Source organism: Hymenobacter sp. J193 (genome assembly GCF_024700075.1).
In the GTDB taxonomy this organism is placed as follows: Bacteria; Bacteroidota; Bacteroidia; order Cytophagales; family Hymenobacteraceae; genus Hymenobacter.
The window spans coordinates 129315-154275 of record NZ_JAJONE010000004.1; the positions used below are offsets into that span (position 1 = coordinate 129315).

General features: G+C 61.4%; 15 protein-coding genes. 4 read left to right on the forward strand and 11 right to left on the reverse strand.

Annotated elements, in window-relative coordinates; all coding sequences use genetic code 11:
• Positions 1 to 2: 2 nt before the first annotated feature.
• From LRS06_RS23180 to LRS06_RS23205, 6 genes are all read right to left on the reverse strand, one after another.
• On the reverse strand, positions 3 to 4406 hold the full coding sequence (locus LRS06_RS23180) for a CusA/CzcA family heavy metal efflux RND transporter (RefSeq protein WP_187317307.1): 4404 nt from the start codon (positions 4404 to 4406) through the stop codon (positions 3 to 5).
• 195 nt (positions 4407 to 4601) lie between these two features.
• Positions 4602 to 4931, reverse strand: a complete 330-nt coding sequence (locus tag LRS06_RS23185; RefSeq protein ID WP_187317306.1) for a DUF6660 family protein — start codon at positions 4929 to 4931, stop codon at positions 4602 to 4604.
• A gap of 93 nt (positions 4932 to 5024) precedes the next feature.
• Positions 5025 to 5504 (reverse strand): hypothetical protein, encoded by a 480-nt coding sequence (locus LRS06_RS23190; protein ID WP_257873700.1) that lies wholly within the window; start codon positions 5502 to 5504, stop codon positions 5025 to 5027.
• Positions 5505 to 5510: 6 nt separating this feature from the next.
• Positions 5511 to 6398 carry a transporter gene (locus LRS06_RS23195; protein ID WP_187317304.1) on the reverse strand — a complete coding sequence of 296 codons (888 nt, stop codon included), beginning with the start codon at positions 6396 to 6398 and terminating at the stop codon, positions 5511 to 5513.
• A gap of 81 nt (positions 6399 to 6479) precedes the next feature.
• Positions 6480 to 7844: an Nramp family divalent metal transporter gene (locus LRS06_RS23200; protein ID WP_222840661.1), complete on the reverse strand. Its 1365-nt coding sequence runs from the start codon at positions 7842 to 7844 to the stop codon at positions 6480 to 6482.
• A 454-nt stretch (positions 7845 to 8298) separates the two neighbouring features.
• A complete protein-coding gene (locus LRS06_RS23205) occupies positions 8299 to 9384 on the reverse strand; it encodes an IS110 family transposase (protein WP_257873641.1) in 1086 nt (361 codons plus the stop codon).
• A 402-nt stretch (positions 9385 to 9786) separates the two neighbouring features.
• Here LRS06_RS23205 and LRS06_RS23210 point away from each other — a divergent pair, with 402 nt between their 5' ends.
• Together LRS06_RS23210 and LRS06_RS23215 are read left to right on the forward strand one after the other, a co-directional pair.
• A complete protein-coding gene (locus tag LRS06_RS23210) occupies positions 9787 to 10368 on the forward strand; it encodes a TetR/AcrR family transcriptional regulator (protein ID WP_187317302.1) in 582 nt (193 codons plus the stop codon).
• 62 nt (positions 10369 to 10430) lie between these two features.
• Positions 10431 to 10913 carry an MBL fold metallo-hydrolase gene (locus LRS06_RS23215; protein WP_257873642.1) on the forward strand — a complete coding sequence of 161 codons (483 nt, stop codon included), beginning with the start codon at positions 10431 to 10433 and terminating at the stop codon, positions 10911 to 10913.
• 49 nt (positions 10914 to 10962) lie between these two features.
• Here the strand turns inward: LRS06_RS23215 and LRS06_RS23220 are convergent, their stop codons facing one another.
• A complete protein-coding gene (locus LRS06_RS23220) occupies positions 10963 to 12264 on the reverse strand; it encodes an erythromycin esterase family protein (protein WP_257873701.1) in 1302 nt (433 codons plus the stop codon).
• A 186-nt stretch (positions 12265 to 12450) separates the two neighbouring features.
• Entirely contained in the window at positions 12451 to 13053 is a 603-nt protein-coding gene (locus LRS06_RS23225) for a recombinase family protein (RefSeq protein ID WP_374679463.1), read from the reverse strand.
• A gap of 154 nt (positions 13054 to 13207) precedes the next feature.
• On the opposite strand from LRS06_RS23225, the gene LRS06_RS23230 reads away from it, so the two are divergent.
• Positions 13208 to 16171 (forward strand): Tn3 family transposase, encoded by a 2964-nt coding sequence (locus LRS06_RS23230; RefSeq protein WP_257873702.1) that lies wholly within the window; start codon positions 13208 to 13210, stop codon positions 16169 to 16171.
• A 66-nt stretch (positions 16172 to 16237) separates the two neighbouring features.
• A complete protein-coding gene (locus LRS06_RS23235; protein ID WP_257873646.1) occupies positions 16238 to 16507 on the forward strand; it encodes a hypothetical protein in 270 nt (89 codons plus the stop codon).
• 352 nt (positions 16508 to 16859) lie between these two features.
• Here the strand turns inward: LRS06_RS23235 and LRS06_RS23240 are convergent, their stop codons facing one another.
• The 3 genes from LRS06_RS23240 to LRS06_RS23250 all read right to left on the reverse strand — a co-directional run bounded on the left by LRS06_RS23240 (position 16860) and on the right by LRS06_RS23250 (position 24841).
• Complete coding sequence (locus LRS06_RS23240; RefSeq protein ID WP_187317300.1) at positions 16860 to 17789, reverse strand: replication initiation protein; 930 nt, start codon at positions 17787 to 17789, stop codon at positions 16860 to 16862.
• A 957-nt stretch (positions 17790 to 18746) separates the two neighbouring features.
• On the reverse strand, positions 18747 to 24017 hold the full coding sequence (locus LRS06_RS23245) for a hypothetical protein (RefSeq protein WP_257873647.1): 5271 nt from the start codon (positions 24015 to 24017) through the stop codon (positions 18747 to 18749).
• Entirely contained in the window at positions 24014 to 24841 is an 828-nt protein-coding gene (locus tag LRS06_RS23250; protein WP_257873648.1) for a hypothetical protein, read from the reverse strand. Before LRS06_RS23250 ends, LRS06_RS23245 begins: the two co-directional genes overlap by 4 nt.
• Positions 24842 to 24961 lie beyond the last annotated feature (120 nt).

Sequence of the window (24961 nt, forward strand, 5' to 3'; positions counted from 1 at the left end):
CTTTACTGGGCGGCAGTGCCGAGCAGGTAGTCCAGGTCGATGGCGGTTTGGTTGTGCTGGAGCAGGGCGTCGAGGTAGGCCGTGCGCACGCTCAGGGCACGCTCCAGGTTGAGCAGCAGCTCGGAGTAAGTGGTCTCGCCGGCCTTGTAGGCCCGCTGGCTCAGGCGCACGATGACGGCGGCCTGGGGCAGGCCGGTCTGCTCGTAGAACTGCACCCGGCGCTGCTGCTCCGCCAGGCGCAGGCGCAGCTCATCGAGCTGGGCGGCGGCTTCGGCCTGGTAGCGCTGATAAGCGGTGGTGGCGACTTGCTCCTGCAGCTTGGCGGCCTGCACGCGGGCTTTCTGAGGGCCGCGCAGCAGTGGGATGGCCACGCCGGCCTGCACGCTCTGGAACCGGTCGCCGGTGCCGTAGGTCTGCGCGCGCCCGTCCACCTCGTAGGTGCCCCGCAGCGACTGGTTGGTGTAGCCCACCGTCACCTGGGGCAGCCCTTGGGCTTGCTCCACCCGGGTTTCGGCGCGGCGCTCGGCAATCTGCTGCTGCAGCACCCGCGCCTGCGGGGTGGCTGCTAACGTTGCCGTATCCACGGTTCCCCCGGGGGCGGGCAGCAAGCGCAGAACGCTGTCGGCAATGGCGACGGGCCCGTTGGTTTGCAGTAGGGCCTGCAGCTGGCGCTGGGCCACGGCGTAGTCGGCCCGGGCCTGGGCCAATAGGTTCTGCGTCTCGCCTTGTTGAATCAGGGCGTTGGCGGGCTCCAGGCGGGCCACCTCTCCGGTTTTGAAGCGCAGCTGGGCCGCGCGCAGAAACTCGGTATAGATGCTGTCCTGCCCGCGCAGGGTGCGCAGGCGGTGCCGGGCGTGCACGGCCCGCTCGTAGCTCAGGCGCACCTGCCGGCGCAGTTCAGCCTGCACCTGGGCCAGTTGCTGCTCCCGGCCCCCAATCTGGGCCTGGCTCAAACCAGCCTGGGCCCGGTAGTAGCCGGGCAGGGCCAGCGACTGGCCGATGCTCAGCACGTTGTCGGAGAGCGGGGAGTTCACCTGGCCATAGGTACCCAGGATGGTGGTGCGGCCCACGTCGAAGGCCGTACGGCGTAAGGCCTGCTGGGCTTCCAGGGCGCGCTGGGCTCCCTGCACCGTGCCGTTGGCCTGCAAGGCTTGACCCACGGCCTGGGTGGAGGTCAGTGGACCCTGCGCCCGGGCGGGCGCGGCGGCCAGCAATCCACCCAGCACGAGCAACACCAGCGACACCGGCACGGCCGGCGTGCGCTGCGGCTGCTCTTCTTCCTTGGCTTTGCTGTTGCGCTCGGACAGGGCGTAGAGCACCGGTAAGACCAGCAGGGTCAGCAGCGTGGCCGTGACCAGCCCGCCGATGACGACGGTGGCCAGTGGCCGTTGCACTTCGGCCCCCGCCGACTGTGACAAGGCCATGGGCAAAAAGCCCAGCGAGGCCACGGTGGCCGTCATCAGCACCGGCCGCAGGCGCACCTGGGTGCCTTCCAGAATGCGGGCAAACACGTCGGTGCGCCCTTCCTCTTTGAGCTGGTTGAAGTAGCCGATGAGCACGATGCCGTTGAGCACGGCCACGCCGAACAGCGCAATGAAGCCCACGCCGGCCGAGATGCTGAAGGGCATGCCCCGCAGCCAGAGCGCCAGCACCCCGCCGATGGCCGAGAGCGGAATGGCCGTGAAAATGAGGATGGACTGCTTGAACGATTTGAACGTGAAGAACAAGAGCACGAAAATCAGCAGCAAGGCTACCGGCACAGCGATGCTGAGCCGCTCGGAGGCCTTGCGCAGGTTTTCGAACTGGCCGCCGTAGGTGGTGTAGTACCCTGGCGCGAGCTGCAGTTGCTGGTCCACTTTGCCCTGCAGCTCGGTCACCACGCTTTCCACGTCGCGGCCCCGCACGTTGAAGGCCACGGTGATGCGGCGCTTGGCGTCATCCCGCTGAATCTGGTTGGGGCCTTCCAACAAGTCCACCGCGGCTACCTGCTCCAGCGGAATCTGCTCGCCGCCGGGGGTGGCCACCAGCAGCTGACGCACGTTGCCGATATTCTGGCGCAGTTCGGGGGCCAGGCGCAGCACCACGTCGAAGCGGCGCTCCTGCTCGAAGAGCTGGCCGGCGGTCTGGCCTGCAAAGGCGGTTTGCACCGTGCGGTTCACGTCTTCGGCGTTGAGGCCGAAGCGAGCCAGGCGGTTGCGGTCGAGCTTGACCACGATTTGGGGCAAGCCGGTGACCTGCTCCACGTATACGTCCTCAGCCCCTTCGACCTGGCGTACCAGGCGGGCGGCCCGCTCGGCGTAGGAGGCCAGCTGCTGCAGGTCCTCGCCGTAAATCTTCAGCACCACGTCCTGCTTGGCGCCGCTGATAAGCTCGTTGAAGCGCATCTGAATGGGCTGCTGGAAACCGAAGGTTACGCCGGGAATCACGCTCAACGCCTCGGCCATCTTGCCGGCCAGCTCCTCCTGGGTTTTGGCGGAGGTCCACTTGTCCTGGTCTTTTTCCAGAATCACCATCACGTCGGCCGCCTCCACGGGCATGGGGTCGGTGGGAATCTCGGCCGCGCCGATTTTGGCCACGACCTCCTTGACTTCGGGAAACTGCTTCTGCAGGATGGCCCCGGCCTGCAGGCTCCGGTCCACGGTGTAGCTCAGCGAGGACCCGGTGAGGGTGCGCAGCTCAATGGCAAAGTCGCCTTCCGAGAGCTGCGGGATGAACTCCCCGCCCAGGGTGCGGAACAACAGGATGGAGCCCACGAACAGCGCCACCGCGGAGGTGAGCACTACGGCTTTACGCCTCAATGCCCATTCCAGCAGCGGGCGGTAGCGGGCTTCGAGCCAGCGCATCATGCGGTCGGAAAAGTTGGGCTTCACTTCCGTCGAGCGGCTCAGGGCCAGCGCCGACATCATGGGCACGTAGGTCAGGCTCAGGATAAACGCGCCGATGATGGCAAAGGCCACGGTCTGGGCCATGGGCCGGAACATCTTGCCCTCGATGCCGACCAACGCTAGCAGGGGCAGGTACACGATGAGGATGATGATTTCGCCAAACGCCGCCGAGGAGCGGATTTTGCTGGCCGCGTGGTAGGTTTCCTCGTTCATCTGGTCGGTGCTAAGACGGTTGCCCGGCACCCGCAGCTGCCCGCCGTGCAGGCGGTGCACGATGGCTTCGACGATGATGACGGCGCCGTCCACTACCAGGCCGAAGTCGATGGCCCCGAGCGAGAGCAGGTTGCCCGACACGCCGAACAGGCGCATCATGGCGATGGCAAAGAGCATGGCCAGCGGAATGACCGAGGCCACGACCAGGCCGGCGCGCCAGTTGCCCAGAAACAGGATGAGCACGAAGAGCACAATCAGGGCGCCCTCAATCAGGTTGGTTTTCACCGTGCCAATGGCGCGGCCCACCAGCTCGGAGCGGTCCAGGTACACGTCGATGGCCACGCCCTCGGGCAGGGACTTCTCCACCGTCAGCATGCGGGTTTTCACATCCTTGATGACGTCGTTGGCGTTGGCCCCCTTGAGCATGAGCACGATGCCGCCGGTCACTTCGCCCTCTCCGTTACGAGTCATGGCGCCGTAGCGCACGGCCGAGCCCAGGCGCACGTCGGCCACGTCGCGCACGAGCACGGGCAGGCCGCCTTCAGTATTGCGCACAACGATGTTGCCCAGGTCAGCGGCGTTTTCGGCCAGGCCCTCGGTGCGAATGAAATAGGCGGTGGGCTTCTGGTCGAGGTAGGCGCCGCCGGCGTTCTGGTTGTTGCGCGACACGGCCTGGTACACCTGCTCGGTGGTGACGCCCAGCGAGCGCAGGCGGGTGGGGTCGAGCCGGATTTCGAACTGCTTGAGCTGGCCGCCGAAGCTGGCCACGTCGGCCACGCCGGGCGTGCCTAGCAGCTGGCGCCGCACGATCCAGTCCTGAATGGTGCGCAGCTCGCGGGCGTCGTACTTCTTCTCGAAGCCGGGCTTGGCGCGCACCAGGTACTGGTACACCTCGCCCAGGCCGGTGCTGACCGGGGCCATTTCCGGCCGGCCGATGCTCTCTGGTATTTGACTCTCGGCTTCGCGCAGGCGCTCGGCCACCTGCTGGCGGGCCCAGTAGATGTCCACGCCGTCCTCGAAGACGATGGTCACGACCGAGAGGCCGAAGCGGGAGAAGGAGCGCACTTCCTCGCGGTTGGGGATGGTGGCCAGGCTCTGCTCGACGGGGAACGACACGAGGCGCTCGATGTCACTGGCCGCTAGCGAGGGAGCCACCGTGTAGACGACAATCTGGTTGGTGGTGATGTCGGGTACCGCGTCAATCGGCAGCCGGCTCAGGGAATAGCCGCCCCAGGCCACCAGGGCCAGGGTCAGGATTCCGATAATGAGCTTGTTGTGAATGGAAAAATGAATCAGCCGGTCAAACATCCGTTGCTGTGGGGGTTAGGTCTAACACTTTCGAAAAAGACCCTGCGACCCGGCGGTTCCGGCTGCTAAAGCGGGAACGGCGGGGATGGAACGCACCCGGGAGCCAACGCCACGCGTTGACAAGCTCCGACGGGTCAACTCCGCTCGGGAGTTGGCCGCCCGGAGAGGGTGGTCAGCAGGAAAAAGAGGAAAGGGTTAGGCCTGGGGCGGCTGCCACACGGCCCCGAAGTCCCGGGTCGGAACGCCCACAATCAGCCGGCCGTGTTGGGGGCTGCTGCCCCACTCGGTCACCTGGGGGTACATGGCCAGGGCGCCACTGGTTAGCGTTACCACTACCCCGCCGCAGCAGTGGCACTGGCAGAGCGGCGAGCACCAGTCGCCCAGCGCGTCCGTGCTGCAGTCCGAATGCGTGGCCGCGGCCACCGTCGATTGGGCCTGGTCCTGGCACACGGTCACCTCGTCCGTGCAAGTCATGCAGGAGAGCAACGCGAAGTAGCAGGCAAAAAACAGGCTGAGCAGGCGCATGATGCGGCGAAGGTAACAATTCCCGGGGGCCGGAGCTGCTTTTACCGCTAATCGCCGGCGAAGGTTCCCTCTCCAGCCCATTAGTTGGATTGGCTAACCTTCGGGTGAAGCTCCAGGCCCGCACTCCCCCGTTTGCTGAAAGACAACCAGGGCATTCTCCCAGTGCGGAGTACCGAAAGCCCGCAGCAGCGGGACCAGCGCCGGGGTCAGGGCAAAGTGCAGCCGGGGACTGGTGCAGGCCAGCGTGGGGTTGTCGGGGTTGCGCAACACCAGGCCCGTGGCCACCAGCGGCCGCAGCACCTGTTCGCGCATGAGCAGGAACGAGTGCTCGGTGGATGCTTCGCGCCAGCCGTATGCCGTGCGCATGAAGTCGCGAATGCCGCGGGCCATGCCCTTGCGTTCGTCGCTGGCTGCGGTCCACGGCGTGTCCGGGCCTACCCCGGCCAGGGCCAGCAGGGTCAGCCCGGCCAGCTTGCTGCGCAGCGGCGCGGGCAGGTCCAGGGCCGTCAGGATGCGCTGGGCGTCGGTGATGCGGGCGTGATAGATTTCCATGGCCGGGCCGGCAAGAGGCATGAACTGCTAGCGCCGGAAGCTACATCCGAGAAAGTACGTGGTGGGCGTGTCTTTGGTCAGGGCCAGGTTGATGCCCGTGTCCAGCTGCAGGTTCTCGCCCAGGCGCAGCACGGGCCCGCCGTTGAGCGTGGCGCTCCAAGCGCGGCCCCGGGTGTCCCAGGCGGTGGCAATTTCCACGAAGCCCCCCAGGGTCTTGTACAAATCGTGGCCCACCGTTAGCGTGGGCGCCAGCTCCAGGAAGTGCTCCCGGGCTTCGCTGTCGCGGTTGAAAGTGGCCTGAAACTGCGTGCCCAGGGTAAAATCGTGGGGCAGCTGCACCGAGAACGGCGTAACGATGCCGCCCTCCCAGGCGCCGTTGCCGCAGCTGCGGCCCGTGGGCAGCTTCACGAAGGGCATCAGGGCAAAGGCCGTGGGGCCCCCGTCGTTGCCCCACAGGTTGCGCTTGAGCCGCACGGTCACGTCGCCGAAGCCCGCCCGCCGGGTGCCCGTGTCGCCCTCGCCCTCCGTCTGCACGGTGTAGGACTCGACCACTACCTGCAGGTCCACGTTGTGGGTGAGCCCCATTTTCAGGTTGGCGTGGTTGAACCCCAGCTCCTGTTGCGCAACCGCCTGCCCCGCTAAGCGGGAGCGGCCCAGGCGCAGCACGTCGGTTTCCAGCTGGAAGTGGCCCGCGTCCACCGAGTAGGCGCTTTCCGTGGCGTCGGGCCGGTCGGTGCTCAGCGGCCGCATCAGGGCCCCGGGCACGGGCTTGAACAAGGTGTAAACCCGTTTGCGGGCCCGCAGCGTGTCCACGCCGGCGGGGTCCGGGGCGGGCAGCCCGGTGGGGGCTTGCGCCAGCGCGGACAGGCCACCGGTCAGCAGCAGGCCCAGGGAGAGAAGTCGAAATGCACGCATAGAACACCGGAGCTAAAAGGCAAGGAGAGGGCGTCCCGGGACCAGGGCCCCGGCGAAACCAACCAGTAGCCAGGCGTTAGCCTAGCCGAAAAAAGTCTGCACGAGCAGGTACACGTTCAGGGCGATGATGATGCCCGACACGGTCCAGGCCGTAGCGTTGACCAGCAGGCCGTTGGCAAACACGCCCATCTTGGCCCGGCTGCTGGTGAAGAGCACCAGCGGCACCACGGCAAAACTGAGCTGCAAAGACAGAATCACCTGGCTGAGCACCAGCAGCTGGCCGGTACCCTTCTCGCCGTAAATGAGCGTTACAATCAGGGCCGGTACCACGGCAATGCTGCGGGTAACCAGGCGCCGCAGCCAGGGCTTGAGCCTGATGTTGAGGAAGCCTTCCATCACAATTTGCCCGGCCAGCGTGCCGGTGAGCGTGGAGTTCTGGCCCGCCGCCAGCAGGGCCACCGCGAAGAGCATGCTGGCCGCGCCTGCCCCGAGCACCGGCGTGAGCAACTTGTGGGCGTCGTTGATGTCGGCCACGTTGTACATGCCCGTCTTGTGGAAGGTCGCGGCGGCCGTGACCAGGATGGCGGCGTTCACGAAGAAGGCCAGAAACAAGGCCACCGTCGAGTCGATGGTGGCGAACTTGATGGCCATGCGCTTGCCGGGCTCGGTCTGCTCAATCTGGCGGGTTTGCACGATGCTGGAGTGCAGATACAGGTTGTGCGGCATCACGGTGGCCCCCAGTATGCCGATGGCGATGTAAAGCATCTGCGGGTTGGTCACCACTTCGGGGCGGGGCACCAGCCCGCCGAGCATGGCCATGTAGTCCGGGTTCGAGACGATGATTTCGTACACGAAGCAGCCAAAGATGATGACGATGAGGCCCGCCACGATGCTCTCAATAACCCGAAAGCCCTTGTTCTGGAAGTAGAGCACCACCAGCACGTCGAGCACCGTGAGCACCACGCCCCAGCTCAGGGGCAGACCGAAAAGCAGGTTCAGGGCAATGGCCGAGCCAATAACCTCGGCCAGGTCGCAGGCGGCGATGGCAATTTCGCAGAGCACCCAGAGCACCATGGCTACGGGCTTGGAGTAGTGGTCGCGGCAAGCCTGGGCCAGGTCGCGGCCCGTGACGATGCCCAGCTTGGCCGCCAGGTGCTGCAGCAGCATGGCGAACAGGTTGGAAATTAAAATCACAGACAGCAGGGTGTAGCCGTAGCGCGAGCCGCCGGCCAGGTCGGTGGCCCAGTTGCCGGGGTCCATGTAGCCCACGGCCACCATCAAACCGGGCCCCCAGAAGGCAAACAGCTTGCGCCAGAACGAGGCGCTGGCCGGCGGCACCTTGATGGAAGCGTACACTTCGCGCAGCGAAGGCGCGTTGCGCGGCTTGCGCCAGCCGGGCTCGGCGGCGACCGGGGCCGGCGTTACCGGCAGCGGCGCCGGGGGCATGAGTAAAGTTTCCATAGCAGGAGGGATAGGGTGAGCCGGCAAGGTACAATATTTAGGCTGCCCTAAATATTTATTTAAGGTAGCCTAAATACTCATTTTGCTGCTCAATGGTTTGCCTACTCGCTAAGAAATGGTTTGCGTCAGGATAGCCCCTGCGAAACCGTCCAGTTGGTATTTTGCCGGAAAGCTGGTTTCCGGCAAAACAGCACGGCTTTTAAGTATGTAGTTGACGTTTGCTGCCTGCTTGTGGCCGAGTCTGTTGTCTCATCGCGTCCCGACGACAGGGCCGAACGCCAGCGAAACCAGAGCCCCTGGCATGGTACCCACTCTTTATGAGCTCATCCTCGCTGAGTTTGGCCTTGGTTAAAAGTTTGGTACAAAAGATACTGTGATGGCAAGCAAGGGCTAGGCCGCATTTATTTATCTTCGACTTCCTCAAGGAGGGCGTGCGCGTTCATCCTGTGTAGCCTCGGCTCACTTCTGTGGCCGGGGCTATTTCATGTCTGCTCTGGTGGGCCGTGGGATAGTCGGGATTATACGCTTGATCGTTTTTCCAGAGCGAGTAGCAGAGCACGAGCAGTTTGCGCATGACAGCAATGACGCCCGGCTTGCCGCTGGGGTGACGCGTACGCAAACGGGCATAAAAGGCGATTTGCCGCGGGTTATGGCGCAGGCTGCTGAGCGCGGGCAAATAGAGCGCCGTGCGCAGGCGCGTGTTGCCGCGCTTGGAAATGCGGGTGGCATGCGCCGAGAGGCCGCTTTGCCGCTGCACCACGTCCAGGCCGGCATAGGAAGCGAGTTGACGCTCATTCTCGACCAGGGCAAAGCCGCTGGTTTCGGCTACCACGATGATGGCTGTCGTCAGCCCAATGCCGGGAATGCTCGTCAACTGCGTCAACTTGCGCGCCAGCTCCGGCTCGGCCGCCAGCAGTTCCGTCAGGTCCTGGTCCAGCGCTGCCAACTGCTGCAGGATAAGTTGCTGCTGGGCCGCCAGGCGTGCCAATGTTCGGCTATCGGGCTGGTAGCTATGCTGGTAAGCATGTACGCGGGCTTTGAGCTGCGCCCCTTGCTTGGTCAGCACCTGCCGCTCGCGGGCCAGGGCCCGCAGCTGCCGCAGCGCCGGCGTGGGCGGCTGCCAGGCAGGCAGCGCCCGCTCCAGACCCAACCGGCAGAGCAAGCGCGCGTCCAGCTGGTCGGTCTTGCTTTTGAGTTCCGTGCTGCGGGCAAAATGCTTCACCTTATTGGGCAACAGCACGCTGAGTAGCTGCTGCTGATCGGCTAAAAAGTACGCTAGCTCCTCGTAGTAGACGCCGGTGGCTTCGACCACAAACCACAGCGGAACGGCAACCGCTTGCTGCCGGGCCACCCAGCTGAGCAGGCTGGCAAAGCCGCCCAGCGTGTTTTCAAAGGTAGTTTCCTTGCCAAAGAGCAACTGCTGGTGGCCGTCCACCTGGCCAAAGCAGGCGACAAAGGAGCTCTTGGCAATGTCGATTCCGACAACGTACTTGAGCGGGGGAATCAGGGGTTTTGCGGAGGGCATTGGGCAAGCAGTAAGCAGATTAAACCATCAGCCGGCCAGGGTTTTGCCACAACTTGTCTCGTACAAATACGGGATACCCGCACGCGGCTTAGGTTCCCTCCATACTGTGCAGTCTTCAGGCAAAACGGAAGCAGGGCACGCTTTCTTTGTAGCAACGTCAAGGCCGCAGCCGCGCGTTTGGTTAAACGTGGTGACCCTGCTTCCTGCGCCAGCTGCCCTTCACCGAAAGGCATCGCAATCATACGAGTTAAACGAGTGGGGGCTTCTGTGCGGGCTAGACGCAACCGGCAACGTGTTGCTCCCTTAATCGCCTGTCGGAACTAAGTTTTGGACCGAACGGTTCTTAATCGTAACTTGCCGGCCCAAAGTCAGTCCAGCCCGCTTTGCTCACCTCACCAGCTAATGTCACGTCCCCAGGAATTTGATACCACGGAAGCGCTGCACCAGGCCATGCGGGCGTTCTGGCGCAAGGGCTACGAGGCGACTTCCCTGACCGATTTGCTGGCCGCCACGGGCCTGAGCAAAAGCAGCCTCTACGCCACCTTTGGGGGCAAGCGCGACTTGTTCCTTGCGGCTTTTGACGCCTACCGGCAGGCCCGGGCCCGCGACGCACACCGGGTGCTGCAGCAGCAGCCCGCCCGCCGGGCCATCGAGACCTTTTTCCACTCGCTGTTTGCCGACGTCAATTCAAACGAACCCTTGCTGGGCTGCATGAGCATCAACCAAGCGGTGGAACTGGCCCCGCACGACCCCGCGGTGCGGCAACGAGTGGTCGAGGACTTGCAGCAGATGGAGGAAGTATTGACCCAAGCGATTGAACGTGGCCAGCAGGATGGCTCGGTGGCCAGCCCGCGCCCGGCCCGGGAGCTGGCCCGGCTCCTGGTGTTGGCTTTCCCCGGCTTGCAGGTCATGGCCCGGGCGGGTTATCGCCGCCAGCAGCTGGACGACGCGCAGCAGCTCCTCTTTACCTGTCTGGACAGGTAGCTCTTTTTTTTGCCTTTTACTGGACCAAACAGTCCTGAATTTTTCACTTTACCCCACTTCTCATGCAGCTTCAACTGGTTCGCCACTCAACGCTTCGCCTGGACTACGCCGGCGTTAAATTTCTCATTGACCCCATGTTCGCCGACCAGGGCGTCTTCCCCGGGCTGCCCGGCACCCCCAACAGCCACCTGAGCAACCCCACCGTTGGCTTGCCCGGCCCGGTGCAGGACTACACGCAGGTCGACGCCGTGGTGGTCACCCACACCCACTTCGACCACTGGGACGAGGCCGCCAGTGCCCAGTTGCCCAAGCACCTGCCCGTCTTCACCCAGCACGCCCAGGACCAGGCGCTGATTCGCTCGCAGGGCTTCACCGATGTGCGCCTGATTCAGGGCGCTACTTTCAACGGCGTTTCGCTGACCCAGACGCCGGGCCAGCACGGCAGCGACGCCGTCATGGCGGTTGCGGGGGAAATGCTCGGGCAGGTTTCCGGCGTGGTGTTTACGCATCCCGAGGAGAAGACGCTCTACATGGGGTTCTTTTAGCAAGTGGACATAATTCTACGCTAAGCCAGGTAAGCTCAGCAGTTGGCATTCATTTACTGGGCGTAAAATTTGTTTTAGTGCAGGGGGTCATTGTCTGCACGTAGAAAATACCATCGAAGAAATTGGGCCAATTCGCATACTGCGTTTGGTGCCGGATGCCTTGCATGGCAAAATACTCGGGCGGTTGGCCCACGAGTTGCGCCCGTAACGGTTGGAAATCCAGGAAGCCATAGGCCAGGTTAGCAGGTAGCCAGCTTTCCAAACTGTTTTTAACAGGTGGGCTTAGCGCAGTAGCCGTTGCGGCAACCGTGCGCTGGCTGCTGCCCATACGAGAGATAAAGCCGACGATATACGTTTGCTGACGATTGTGCGGGAGGTCCATGAATACCTGTCCCATGGGATGCAACGCCTCGTTATCGGCGCGCAGTTGCGCTTGCTCAGCGGGGGTGAACCGAGACTGCACCAAGTAGTCGCTCCCCCGGCCTTTCACTAGGTGGGCACTGGCGGCCCACACGATGATTTTTTCGTTCTTGAACTGCGTATTGGCTAACCAGTCTAGGTTCGCGGCCATCTGGGCATCGCGCACATTGTAGGTGGCCGTGCGGTCCTCCGTGTACACCGCGCTTTCCTGCGCAAGGGCATAAAGATTGCGCAGGAGCAGCCGGTTAAACGCTTCGGCGGGCGTGCCGTCGGTCACTGGCAATTGCGCCGTGAGGGTATCCAGACACGTTTCAAAACGCCTTAATTTGCCTCTTTTATCCTTAATAGCCTTAATAGCCCGTGCCTTATCTGGATTATCCAAATCCAGCTTCCCGGTGATGAAATTGCTGGACACCAGCAGCGTGTCTAAAAAGGGCCGAAAGAAATGCCGGTAAGTGGTGGTCTGCAGAAAGGGCAAGCGGTGGTGCACTAAGTAAGTGTGGAAATAAGTTGGAAACTGTTGTCGACTGTAGTCCGAGTAGAGTTGATTGTCAAAGCCGGTGATACGCAGGGGACGTGCGCTGCGCGTAGTATGGGGCACGTACTCGTACAACAAATGGTCACATTGCTGGCAGCCAGCCCAGTAGGGGTGAATAGTGGTGTGCAAAAAGGCTGCCTGCCGGTCAGCCGCCGTGGCTACCTGCTCCCAGCCGTGATTTAGCGCAAACAGGTCGCCCTCAAAGGCGAGTACCGTGAAGGCCTTCTGCTCATGCAGGTAGCGCACCAGCCGACTTTTGGCCAAGAAGGTCGCGCCATCTCCATGGTCCTGCTCCCCCAGCATCACAATGCGGGCCTCGCCGATGGCCTGTCCTACCACGGCTAAATCCGCGTTGTCGTTGTAGTCGGGCTGAATGGAAACAATAGGGGCCACGTGCGCTTGCACATACTTTTTGACCCGCGATTGCGCCTTTCCTGGCAGACTAAACAACCCGAGTAGGGTAATGAGTGGCAGGTAACGAAGCGGTAGCATAAGGAAAAAGTGAGTTTCTAGAGAATCAGATACCTCGCGCAGCTGGCTAGTTGCACCTCGGCACCTTCCATGAGCCAGGGGAAGCAATTAATTGCCAGACACGGGTGGTAACTGCCCCGTGGGGACCCCCAAGTGGGCGAGGTAACGGTAAATGGTGGCGCGGCCCACGCCGAGGAGCTGGCCGATTTCGGCTACGGTCTTGTCCTGCTGCAGGTAGAGGGTCTTCGCCGCCTGGGCTTTGGAGAGGGCCTCCTTCGACAGCCCCTTGGGCCGGCCGCCCTGCCGGCCGCGGGCGCGGGCCGCCGTCAGTCCCGCCTTGGTTCGTTCGCGGATGATGTCGCGCTCAAACTCGGCCAGCGAGGCAAACAGGTTAAACATGAGCCGGCCCTGGGCCGTGGTCGTGTCCAGGTGGTCCTGCAGGCTGACGAAGTGCACCCCCTGGTCCTGAAACCCGGTCACCAACGCGACCAGGTCCTTGAGCGAGCGGCCCAGCCGGTCGAGTTTCCAGACCACGAGCGTATCGCCGGGCCGCAGCCGGGTCAGCAGGTGCTGCAGGGCCGGGCGTTCTTTCACCGAGGACACTTTCTCCTGGGCCACCTCCACGCAGCCGTAGGCCTGCAAGGCATCGGTCTGCAGGTGTAGGTGCTGGTCGGAGGTACTCACGCGGGCATAGCCGAAAATCATCGCCATTATTCTCAAGAAGTCAATGGGGGCGAAGATAGCGAGCCGTTGATTGGTGAGAACAGGAAATGAGACAATCTTTGGTAGCTTTTCGACTCGTCAGAAAGCCGAAGCGGGTGGGCCGCTAAAACGGCCGTTTCGCGAGACACCTTTTTGCCGCCCCATGCCCGCTACCTTTCTCTCCGAGGCCGAGCGCCTCCGCTACCAGCAGTTGCCCTCCTCCGTGCCGGAAGGCGCGTTGCGCCAGCACGGCCAGCTGTCGGAGGCCGACCAGCACCTGCTACGCGGGCAACGCCGGGACGTCAACCGGCTCGGGTGCGCCGTGCAGTTGGTCGTGCTGCGCGTGTTCGCCCACTTGCCCGAGCGCTGGTGGACGCAGGTGCCCGCCGTCCTACTCGACTTTGTGGCGGTACAACTGGCTGTGGATGCCGGCGTATTTTCCGCCTACGGCCAGCGCGAGGCCACCGTGTACGAACACTTTCAACAGGTACTCGGGCACCTGGGCTGGCGGCGCTGGCAGCCACTGCTCGATACGCCGGTGCTGGAAGCGTGGCTGCTGGAGCAGGCGCTTGCGCACGACCAGGAGCGGGTGCTGCTGGAACTGGCCTGCCAACGACTGCGCCAGCAGCAGTTGGTGCGCCCGTCCGTAGTGGAGCTGGAGCGCCTGATTGGCTCGCTCGTGGAGCAAGCGCACACGGAAACGTACCGTCGGCTGGCCCCGGTGCTCACGCCCACCGTGGAGGCGCAGCTCGATGCCCTGCTCGTGGTGGAGGACCCGGAGCGGCGCACCCGCCACGGCTGGCTCCTGCAGCCGCCCACCCGCAGCACGCCGGCCACCATCCGCGCCACGCTGGACAAGCTGCGCTTTTTGCGGGCGCTGGGGGCGGGCGAGTGGAACCTGGCGGCCCTGCACCCGAACCGGCAAAAGCGGTTGGCGGGCCTGGCCCGCCACCGCAGCAACCAGGCGCTGCAGCGCCTGGCCCCGGCCAAGCGCTACCCGCTGCTGCTGGCTTTTGGCCGCGAGATGCTGCTCGAACTCACCGACCTGGTGCTGAAGATGGCGGACGAATACTGGGAAACGGCCCTGGCGCGGGCGCGCCGGGAAATGGAGGAGTACCAGCGCGCCACGGCCCGCGCCAAAGACCAGGTGCTGGCCACGCTGGGCCACGCCGTGGGCCTGCTGCTCGACGAAGCGCACGTGCCCGGGGAAGACCTGCGGGCGCAGATTTACGCCCGCGTCCCCCGGGCCGAACTGCAGCAGGCCCTGGCCACCGCCCAGGCCCTGACGCAGCCCGCCAAGCGCTCCTACCTGGAGTTTCTCGAAGCCCATTACGCGGCCATCAAGCGCTTTTCGGCCCCGCTGCTGGCCGACCTGGACTGGGAGAACGCCTTCACCGGCGACGACTTCTTCGCCGCCCTGCTGGTGGTGCGCGACTTGCTGACCGGCACCCGCCGCCAGTTGCCGCCCCAGCCGCCCCGGGCGTTTATGGCACCGGCCTGGCAGGCGTTTGTGGGCGCGACGGGTGGGCCGCTTTCGGTGCCGGCCTACGCCCTGAGCGTGCTGGCCACCCTGCGCGAGCGGTTGCGCTCGGGGGACGTGTACGTGCGCCACTCCCGCAAACACGCCAGCCTGGACAGCTACCTCATTCCGCTCAACCAATGGCCCGCGCTGCGGGCCGACGCCTGCGCCCAGCTGGGCTTGCCCGCCGTCCCAGTGCAGCAATTGGACGACCACCTGCACGAGTTGGAAGGGCACCTGCCGCGCATGGAGCAGATTCTACGGGAAGGCGGCGACATCCGCCTCAACGCGCAAGGCGAATTGGTGGTGACCCCGCTCGCCGCGGCCGAGGTGCCGGTCTCCGCCCAGGAATTGGCCGCGCAGGTCGGCCAGCGCCTGCCGCTGGTGGAACTGAGCGAGCTGCTGGGCGAAGTGGATGCCTGGACCGGCTTCTCCCGCGTACTCCTGGGCCCCGAGCCGGTGGCGGCGCAGCGGGCGCTGCTCTACGCCGCGCTGCTGGCCGCCGCGTGCAACATCCCGCTCACGGACATGGCCCGCAGCACCGCCCTGGACTACCAGGCCCTGTGGTGGGTGGCCAGCAACTACCTGCGCGAAGACGCGCTCAAGCAGGCCACCACGTGCCTGGTCAATTACCAGTACCGCCAGCCATTGGCCGCGGCCTGGGGCGGTGGAACGCTTTCCTCGTCCGATGGGCAGCGCTTTCCCGTGCGCGGCCACGTGCGCGCCGCCCGGGCGCTGCCGCGCTACTACGGCTACGGCCAGGGGCTCACCTTTTACACCCACACGGCCGACCAGTATTCGCAGTTCGGCAGCCGGGCGATTGCCTCCACCGTCCGCGACGCCACCTACGTGCTCGACGAGGTGCTGGGCAACGAAACGGAGCTGCCCCTGCTCGAGCACACCACCGACACGCACGGCTACACCGACCTGGTCTTTGCCCTGTTCGATTTGCTGGGCCTGCGCTTCTCGCCCCGGCTGCGCGATTTGAAGGACCAGCGCCTGTGCAAAATCCAGGGCCGCGACCTGGTCTACCCCTCCCTAAAATTCACGGCCCGCTTCCACCCCGAATTCGTGCGCCGCCACTGGGACGAGCTGCTACGCGTGGCCGCCTCGTTGAAGTTGGGCTACGTCACCTCCTCGCTGCTCATCAGCAAGCTGCAGGCCTACCCCCGGCAGCACCAGCTCACCACACTGCTGCAGGAATACGGCCGGCTGCTGAAAACCAACTTCATCCTGCGCTACCTGCAAAGCCAGCCGCTGCGCCGCCGCATCCACGCCCAGCTCAACAAAGGCGAGCAGCTGCACGCGCTGCGCAGCTGGCTCTGGTTCGGCGGCGACGGGGCCCTGCGCCGCCAGCAGGACGAGCAGCAGCAGGAAACCGTGCGCTGCCTGAACCTGCTCACCAACCTGGTCGTGGTCTGGAATACCCGGTATATGCAGGAAGTGGTCGCCCAGCTGAGGCGTGAAGGGGAAGCAGTCGCTGCCGAAGACCTGCGTTTCCTCTCGCCGGCGCGCTACCGGCACATCAATCGCCTCGGGCGCTACTCGTTCCTGCCCGACGAAACCGGGCTCCTGGCCGGACTACGGCCATTAAGAACCGGCGCTTAGCGTAGGATTATGTCCACTTACTAAAAGAACCCCTACATCGCCGGCGACACGGTCTGGAACCAGGACGTGGCCAACAACCTGCGGCAGTACCAGCCCGAGGTGGTGGTGCTCAACGCGGGCGACAACCAAATCACCGGACTCGGCTCCATCGTCATGAATCAGGAGGATGTCTACGCAGTGCACCAGGCGCTGCCCCGGGCCACGCTCGTCTCCACCCACATGGAAGCCACCAACCACGCCACGCTCTCGCGCCAGCAGTTGCGCGCCTTCGCCGCCGAAAAGGGCATGACCAACCAGGTGTTGGTACCTGCGGACGGAGAAGCCTATTTCTTCTAATGCCGGTCGTATAGTTCGGGAATCAAATCCTGACGACTGACTGCTCTAACGGGCAACAACAAAGCGTTTCCATCGCAAGAAGGAAACGCTTTGTTGGCTTTGGTTAGGAACCCCTTAATTGTCCCGGTTAGCCTTTGTACTAAACTTTTGACCAAGGCCGAGTTTGTGGCATTGACTGTATAGGTAATCAGCCTTCCCTAGCTCCTTGGTTTCCATTGTTGAGGAAAACGGGACGCTCCACCGTGCCAAGACGGCATGCCGGACAACGAGCGTCCGCCCCACTCAGCTACCATGAGATACCAGTTCCGTTCTCTGAACAGTTGGGCAACATACAAGCTCCTTCCCTGTCCTACTAGCGCAAGCCTTGCATCTTCAGAAACAAGCCACCCGGATTTTTGGTAGCCTTGATTTTATCAGTCTTCAGCTTGTAGATAAAGGCAAACAAGGCATCCACGTGCTTGGGCGACTGCAGAATCTCCTGCACCAGCTTGGGTTCGGCAATACCTAGGGTTTCGAGGTGTTTGCGGGCCAGTTGCATCTTGGCGTCGTCGGCCTCCAGCTCGAAGGGGATAGGCAGTTGCTGAGGTACCTGGGTGTTGACGTAGAACTTGATGCTTTGGAAGGAGCGACCCTTTTTCAGGAGCTCGTACTTGATGCGCAAGTCGGTGTGCTCGTTTATCTGCGTCGTGGCCACGTCGAGCACGTACTTCTGCAAGGAGGAAATCTGGGCGTACTGCTCGGGCTCTTTACCAGCTGGGTCCTTGAGCTTGAGCATGCCCTTGAACTCATCCAGGGAGTAGGTCTTAGTCTCCCCGATGTCCTTCCACTGCGAGGCCAGCTGGTAGATGCGCTTGGCGTACTTGCTGCTCAGGCTAAAGGCAGCCTGCAGGCGGTAAGACGTGAAGTTGCTCTTCAGGTCAATGAGGAAAGGCCGCATGCGCTCGGATATCTCCAGCTCAATGGTGCCCTCGCCCTTGCGGTACAGCGCCGAGGCCAGCAGACTCACCTGCAGCAGGGTTTTGCCGGTCTCGATGTGATAGACCCGGCTGTTGAGGTTCTCAGTGGATTCGAGCAGCTGCTTGTAGTTCCAGGTGCGCCCGGTCATCTCCATCAGCTCCTGGACCCGGATTTCGTAGATGGTGCCGGCCTTGTCCTGCTTGGTGAGCTTAGAGAGGAGCGAGAAGACGATGTCCATCTCGCAGGCACTCATCTCGTAGCGGGCCGTCGTCAGCGCGTTATGCTGCCGAATTTCTATCGGGACGGTGGATTCGGGCGCGGCCATACGCAGCTACTGGGGTGATACCAAGCAAACATACGGCTTAAATCGGAAACTAATAGAGCCAAATCCTGAATCTATGAGCAGCCGGAATGCCTGTGGTGGTGCTGACTTATAAAAGCTATTAGTTAGACTTATGAAACCTATTAGTTAGCTGGTCGCGAGTTTTCGGCGAGGCTTATAAAAGCTATTAGTTAGACTTATAAAAGCTATTAGTTCGCAGCCGGTCAGAAGGGAGCTTCAGGAGCGTTGTTTCACCAGTGACTTATAAAATCTATTAGTTCGCCAGCATAGGGTGTAATGATAGCCATGGATTCCACCTCTATTAGTTAGCTTATCAAAGCTATTAATTTGGCTTATGAAACCTATTACCCCGCTTATGAAACCTATTACCCCGCTTATGAAACCTATTAGTTGGCTTATGAAACCTATTACTAAAGCCGCTTAAGATACTGAGGTACAAAAAGTTGCGAGCCCTGCAAATACCTTAAATACTTAAAATACTCACAAGCTTGTTGAAGCTAGAGTACAAAAGCTTATAAAGTGGTGGTTTAGGGCGATACCCGAACGAAAACAACAAAAAAGGGAGTCTAAACAAGCACAAAATCGGATTGCACTTTTTAAAGAATTTTTTACCTTTTTCTGCTATTTAGAACATCCCTGTATACCTCAAAGGTAACTTAAAAACTACGCTGATAACTCACAGATGGCTCATTAATAGATTTTATAAGTGTCGTAAGAGACTTTCGGCAGCTTCTGCAACGGCATCCGAAACAGCGCAAGGAGGTGTCCATGGACATGATAGCAATGCCAATAGTACCTTCTGGACTTATAAAACCTATTTTTTAGCAGACTTTATGGCCTACAGTTCAGCTGAGCAGGTAAGTGAACTAATAGGTTTTATAAGCCAAAATGCGGGGTAGCGCCATCAGGCAGCAGAGTTAGCCTTGGTCAAAAGTATCTCTATCCGGCAATCGCTTCGTCCGCTGGATACCGCTTGGTAGCTGTTTCTTCCTCTGCATCCTGGTCATAGCGCCGGGAACGCTTCAACCTTTTTTCCACGTGTAGCACCGGCTCAAAACGAAGTAGCTGGGCCAGCGCCTCAGCTGATGCCACGACCAGCCATCCCTCCCCTGCTTCACTGTTGGTATGCGGAGGTGGCATGTCCACGTTGCCGCTCATCCAATAAACGGATTCCACCAGCAGTTCTCCATCTTGGTTTTGCCACCCAAACAGCTTGCCGGGCGCGGGCTGCCAGCCCAACGATTTTGCAAGCGCCGGATTAAAGGCTAGCCAAGCCGATTGCTGGGTAAGGGAATTGAGCTGCTCCCGGCCAATAATGAGGGCGCCTGAGCTGGGCTGGAGGTCACGGTAGGCGTCGGTTGGACAGTTGAAGACCAAGTCAAGGCTCGTCAACTCCTCATCGGATTCTTCTTCCGCTGTCAGTTGACACTGATACTCTTCAGTAGCGGCATTCCAGTCCAACGTATGCAGGTGCGTGTCCTCCCCGATAACTAGCCAGCCCGGCCGGTAGACTGGCAGGGTCGTTGTGCGAAGCTGTTCGGCCGCCGCTACCTCGCTTACCCACTCCTTAGCCAGGTGCTCATAACGTTCGCGTTGCAGCGACTGAACGCAGGGCGGCTTGGCCACCTCGGAGAATGAATAGGCTTGGTAATCGGGCATGGCTAAGTCAGCAGCGGCCACAGCAGCGAGCGGCAGAACCCCGGCATCTAGCAACTCCGTCACCACATGCAGCAGGGCCCGCCGAGCGGTTGCTACTCGGGGCCAAGTCAGCTTATATTTCAGCCTGGTGGCACGCAGTTGCGCGCTCAAATCTTTTTGATACTCATCAGTCCATCGGGCTGGGTCATCCAATTCGGCCATGATGGTGCTGGCCCGGTGATACAGGGCGGCTGTCTTCAAGCCGGCCCGGCTCGCCAGCCAGGCAAGGGTACCGTCGTACGGTCTCACCAACTGATGCGGAGAGACATCCTTACCTCCTATCGTGCTTGGTGCTGCCTCGGCGAATTGCAAGCGATAAGTAGCTGGCAAGGGCTTTGACGCAATAACTGGTAAGGGTGTGTCTGCGGCTGTAAGCAGCCGCCGGGCTGCTTGCCGCAACTGGTAATTGCGGGCTACCGCCAGCTTTAATAGTGCTGGCGTAAACTCCGCATAGGTCACGACTATCCGCGTGGGCACCCGCAGTAACACTTCTAAAAAGAGTTCGACTTCCGACTCCAAGCCCGTACTCAGATGATGCAGCTGCTGCAGCGCCTCTGCGTGGCCTCGTTCGACCAGTTCCGCGAGTTGTCGCCGCATGGGCTGGCTTACGGCCGCCATGGGCGAATCGGCCAGATATGTCAGCAGTTCCACTAGCACTCGGCCCAGGCTTGCGGGGCTGGCTTGCAGGTCGGGTAGATTAGGAGCAGCCGCACTGTTGCCCAGCAGACGCTGCACGTAGCCAAATATCTCGTCCCAAATTACTTCCAAGCTAAAGTCGGTCCGTAATACCGGCAAGATGTCGTCCAAGCTTTCAATGTAGATGCTAGGATACTTGCCTTCAATCAAATCCTGCGTAAAGGTGGTAAACGCGCGCTCCCGGCCTTGTACTGGCTCAAATTCCTGTAGCACTTGGAACGCATGCAGGCGGCTACCTCCATCATGCCCCTTTACCCAACCTGACGAGCTTGAAGCCGCTACAGCCCGCTCGGCTAGTTGCAAACCGAGCGTGTGATTATCAAGCTGCCGGGCCAACTTACTGAGCGTGCTATAGCCGGCGGCCCGGTAATGGCTGTTTTGCAGGCGGTCGGCTACTGTGCTCAGCTGCTCGGTCGTCAATATCGGTGCTAGCTGGTGCAGGACCGGGCTCCAGTCAAACCAGGAATTACCGTAGTCTTCCTGCGCCAGCAGGTCCGTTAGGTCATCGTAACTGCTCACGCGAGCGAGCACCTCGTCCTCAGTCAGCTTTTGGTAATTAGGCTGCACGGTGAGCATGTTGGAGGAAGTCGTGTTGTCGTCTTGGCCAGTGGGAGCAGGCAAAGCAAAAGCCGGGTAGTAATCGGTTATTGCATGGCCCTTGGCAGTCACGAAATCTTCTACCTCCTTGAGCAGCCCACGGCGCGTTTCCGATAAGGCGCGGCACGTGATGCTGTCGAGCAGAAACGGTACGTGCGCGGTAAACAGGCCAGCACCCAGCAGCGCGTAACCTTTTTCCAGCAGCCGGCGCAGCAGCCGATAACGCTCCTCCTGGTCATGCCACAGTACAACCGTCCCATAGAAGCGCACGCCGTCCGCGTATTCTGCTGCTGTCGCAGCTTGGTCAAGATAGGCTAGCATGAACATGGCGAGTCCATCCTCAAAGTCCAGCAGGCCGTACTGCAGCTGCCATTTGAGCTGTAGGAGGCCGCTGCCCATGTTCCAGGCAAGGGTGGCCCCCAGCACGCTGGACGCCGCTTCCCAGAGCGTGCCGCCTTCGGTGGTATCGCGCACGAATGGCAACTGACCCAGAAACCAACCTAGTCGCTCGGGCGCCTGCGCGGGCTGCTGTTGATTTACCTGTCGCAGCCAACTTAGCCAGGTATTAAGTTGATAGTCCTTGCGGTAGCCGACGCCGATGGACTGCTGCAGGGTCTGACGTAGCCAGTGCTCGGCGCGGGCCGGGTTACCGGCCGCCGCCCAGGCCTGCGCCTGCGCCTGGCATTCTCTGACCCGGGCATCCACATCCTGCCCGTCGAGCATCGTTGCCTCCAGCCCTTCCAGGCGTTGGCTGACCCCAGCCGGGTCGTGACCATTCGCCAGTAGCGCCACCAACAGGCTGCGCTGTACCGTCGCTGGCCACCATTGGGGCCGGTCGGCAACCTCTTGGTCTACTAGCTCCAGCAACTCAGCCAGCGCGGGCGAGCCGTGAACAGCCACCACCTGCACCAGAAAATCGAAGTAGGCCTCGCGCAGAATCAAGAGGCGGTAAGCGTAGCGCTGCCGGTGATGCACCAGCCCGTAAAAGGCTCGCATCAGCGGCCGCAGGCGTTGTGGCAGTCCTCCTTTCGCTATCCGCTGGCCGGCGAGTCCTTCGGCCCAGAGTTCCGCCAGAAGCGCTAGTTGTCGCTGGAAATTCACTACAGGTTCTTCATCTGACCCGGAAGGAGCGGCCGGTACGGCCACCAGCATAGATACCCCTTGCCCAATGAGCCAGCGCAGCTTTTGCAGCAGAATAAACGGCCAGAATTCCGCCAGCGTAGTATCCCGAGCATCCAAATCCCGGCCAGTCAGAAGGAACGATGGAACCCCTGTCAGCCATTGGCTGACCGAGACTGGGTCACGGTTTACGTGATAAAGCAAATCGGCGATGTGGACCCGGGGGGCACCCCGCATCCGGTCAATTGGAAACTCCGCAAGCAGCACTGCCAAGTAGTAAGCGGCCCGGGGCTGGTCGCCGTCGGCCAAGCACTGCGTAATGGCGGCTTGCAGTACCTCGGAAAAGTACTGCATCTGCCGCTCGTGCGGTGGGCGGAACTCGGCCAGCACCAATTCCAGCTGCTCCCAGTGCCGCACATCGACCAATCGGGTGGCCAAGTCCTGCAGCAGAGAAAGCCGCAGATTAACGGTCCACTCGGCCACTGAGCGCCGCAGACCGGTTTCATCAAGTACCTGAATGTTATTTAGCCGGGTTAACAGCCGGGGTAATTCCTGAAAGTGTACGGCTACTTCCACCCACCGCGCCAGCGTTCGTTCGGTAACATCCTCATCGTGGCCGTTTTCGATGATAATTGCCTCCTCCTGCACCATCGCAGGCTCGGCCAGACTCAGCAGCATGGCGGCCTCGGGCTGGTCACCGGCATCGTAGAAGACCTGGGCCGCGTATAGGCTGAAGGCATCATTTTCCCTCAGGGTGCGGCCCTCGCGTAGGTATTGCCGGGCGCGGGTCAGCTGTCCTAGCTGTATCAGGTCATCAACAAAATTGGATGGGTCTACCATCCGCAGGCGGCTCTCCAGTTCCGCATATACCAAGACGTAGCGCGTCAGGGCCACCACGTCCTGAGTCTGTCGGGCAACCTCCAAGCCCAACCGGATATCGCGCCGGATGTCAGCCACCGGCCGGAAGCGCAGCAACTGGTCCCCGAAGTGGGCAGGAGTAGCCAGACGCTGAAACTGCGCGAAGTCTCCGGCCCGAAACCAGTGGCCCAGGGCCAGCCAGTCAGGCTCAACATCCGAGGCTTCGTAATACGTGGCCAGCTGCCGGTGAAAAGCGGCTTCCGCCGTTGCATCGGGTCGGCCCGTCAGCGGGTCCAACGCAGTCTGCTGGATTAGAAACTGCCGGAAAGAGTTGTGGAAAAAGGTCCAGCTGTCGCCTACAATGTAGAAGAGCACCTTGGTTTTATCGACCAGCGTTTGGAGCAACTCTTTCTTAACCGACCATTCCCGTACAAAATCTAGGTTGATAGTGTCTGTGATGTGCGCCAGCAGGCCTAGCAGGTTCACCAGTTTCGGTTTCGGCTTGATAGCCTTCCATATTTTGCGGTAGTAGACCTCGATGTTGCCGCTGATACGCCCGAAGCCAACGAGGGCCGTATCCCGGTCGGCCGCCTGCCGGATTCTCTCCAACAGGTAAGCCAAGTACAGCGGGTGGCCCTGCGACTTATGGAGGATGAGTCGCTGCTGCTCCGGAGTTAGGGGTGGGTGCAGGTCTGCCGCTTCAATGAAGCGCAGTACCTCCCGGCGGTTCAGCGGCTCGATAGTTACGGCACGCTCCTCGTCCCGCCAACTCGCCTGAATCTCCTCACTAATGTCCGCTAACTCAATCGACTGGCTGCCCAGAACTATGAATACCCCAGCGGGTAGTGCTACTGGTACGGGTAACTCGCGCAATAAGCTGTGCACGGTATCGGTGTACTCCCGGGGCACGTGGTCGAGCCCATCGATAAACAGGATGGTACGTTGCCCCTCCTGTTCAAAGTTTTCACCCAACAGCCGCAGCTGCTCATAGAATACCTTGCGCAGAAAATCCAAATCCTGGTAGGGCAACACATCGCGGGGGTAGATGCCCTCGGTTTTGAGTTGGAAGACCAGGTCGAAGAAAAAAGCTTTGGAATCGCCCCGGGCTTGGTAATTCTTCTCCGGATTCGTGAAATCAAAGGCGAAGTAGCGGATGATGCGCTCTGTAGGGAAATGCGCCCGCCGTTCATCCGCCCACTGCGTGAGCAGTGTCGACTTGCCCGCTCCTGGTGTACCAGTCAAAAAAGATAACCTCCAGAATGGGCGGCTAACTTCGCTTCTAATTGCGCGATGGTGCCCCGGATGGGCTGGTATCTAGCTTTATCAACGAACAGTTCGTGGGTGAATGTCGTCTCGAAGCGCGCTTGCCAGCCTAGTGCCGAGATAAGGTGGCTGCGGTTTAGCTGCACCGGCCGGTCAGGATGGCCCACGCTCTCCAGCAGGTAGGAGCGGAAATCGTTCAGGTCGCCGTCCAACTGATTATGCCCAGCTCGCACGACGCTGAAATCCTTGGCTTGGTAGGCTGGCTCAAACGTAAAATGTGCTGCAAACTCTTCGAATTCTGCCCGGCTGACTTTGCTGGCCCGGACGAGTCGGGTTATTATCGGCTGCCATTTGGCTGGCACGGGCTGCCGGGTTTGCAGGGGTTGCCAGGCCTCGGCGAAGAACGCGGCGGTAGAACCGACGACGGCCTTTTTGTGCGCAATCCTGTCTTTGGTGGTCAGGCACTTATTGGTGAGCAGGTGCGCAAGTACCTGCTTTGGCTCCGACTGATATTTGGTGCGCAGTCCCTGCCAGCTGCTCACCAACGAAGGCAGCAGTTGGCTAAAGTCGTTTAGCGAGATAGCGGCCCCGGAGATAGTCCATTTGACCTGATAGGCAAAAACCGTCGTCGGCGTGGCGTAGAGAATGTCATCCAACTGCTGGGCCTCTGGGTCGGCCACCCGGACCCATTCTAGGGAGTTGTGCAGCAGTTGCCGGTAGGCTAGCCAGGCAAACTCTCCAAACTGCGGGAGAAAGCCACCGATAGCTTGTCGTTCACCTTTCGCTGATATTGGTTTGTTCATGAGCTGCCCCTAATGCCTAAGGTGCAAAAATGCGCGTTTCCAAGTTTCAAATACTCATCCCTCCTAGTCGATGCTAGCACAAGAGTAGATTATCTTTCACACACAACTTTAGGACTAAAG

Coding starts and splice junctions, on each gene's coding strand:
- LRS06_RS23180 (WP_187317307.1), bottom strand. CDS start 4,406: ATGTTTGACCGGCTGATTCATTTTTCCATTCACAACAAGCTCATTATC.
- LRS06_RS23230 (WP_257873702.1), top strand. CDS start 13,208: ATGCCCGCTACCTTTCTCTCCGAGGCCGAGCGCCTCCGCTACCAGCAG.
- LRS06_RS23205 (WP_257873641.1), bottom strand. CDS start 9,384: ATGCCCTCCGCAAAACCCCTGATTCCCCCGCTCAAGTACGTTGTCGGA.
- LRS06_RS23215 (WP_257873642.1), top strand. CDS start 10,431: ATGCAGCTTCAACTGGTTCGCCACTCAACGCTTCGCCTGGACTACGCC.
- LRS06_RS23250 (WP_257873648.1), bottom strand. CDS start 24,841: ATGAACAAACCAATATCAGCGAAAGGTGAACGACAAGCTATCGGTGGC.
- LRS06_RS23240 (WP_187317300.1), bottom strand. CDS start 17,789: ATGGCCGCGCCCGAATCCACCGTCCCGATAGAAATTCGGCAGCATAAC.
- LRS06_RS23210 (WP_187317302.1), top strand. CDS start 9,787: ATGTCACGTCCCCAGGAATTTGATACCACGGAAGCGCTGCACCAGGCC.
- LRS06_RS23225 (WP_374679463.1), bottom strand. CDS start 13,053: ATGGCGATGATTTTCGGCTATGCCCGCGTGAGTACCTCCGACCAGCAC.
- LRS06_RS23190 (WP_257873700.1), bottom strand. CDS start 5,504: ATGCCTCTTGCCGGCCCGGCCATGGAAATCTATCACGCCCGCATCACC.
- LRS06_RS23185 (WP_187317306.1), bottom strand. CDS start 4,931: ATGCGCCTGCTCAGCCTGTTTTTTGCCTGCTACTTCGCGTTGCTCTCC.
- LRS06_RS23195 (WP_187317304.1), bottom strand. CDS start 6,398: ATGCGTGCATTTCGACTTCTCTCCCTGGGCCTGCTGCTGACCGGTGGC.
- LRS06_RS23200 (WP_222840661.1), bottom strand. CDS start 7,844: ATGCCCCCGGCGCCGCTGCCGGTAACGCCGGCCCCGGTCGCCGCCGAG.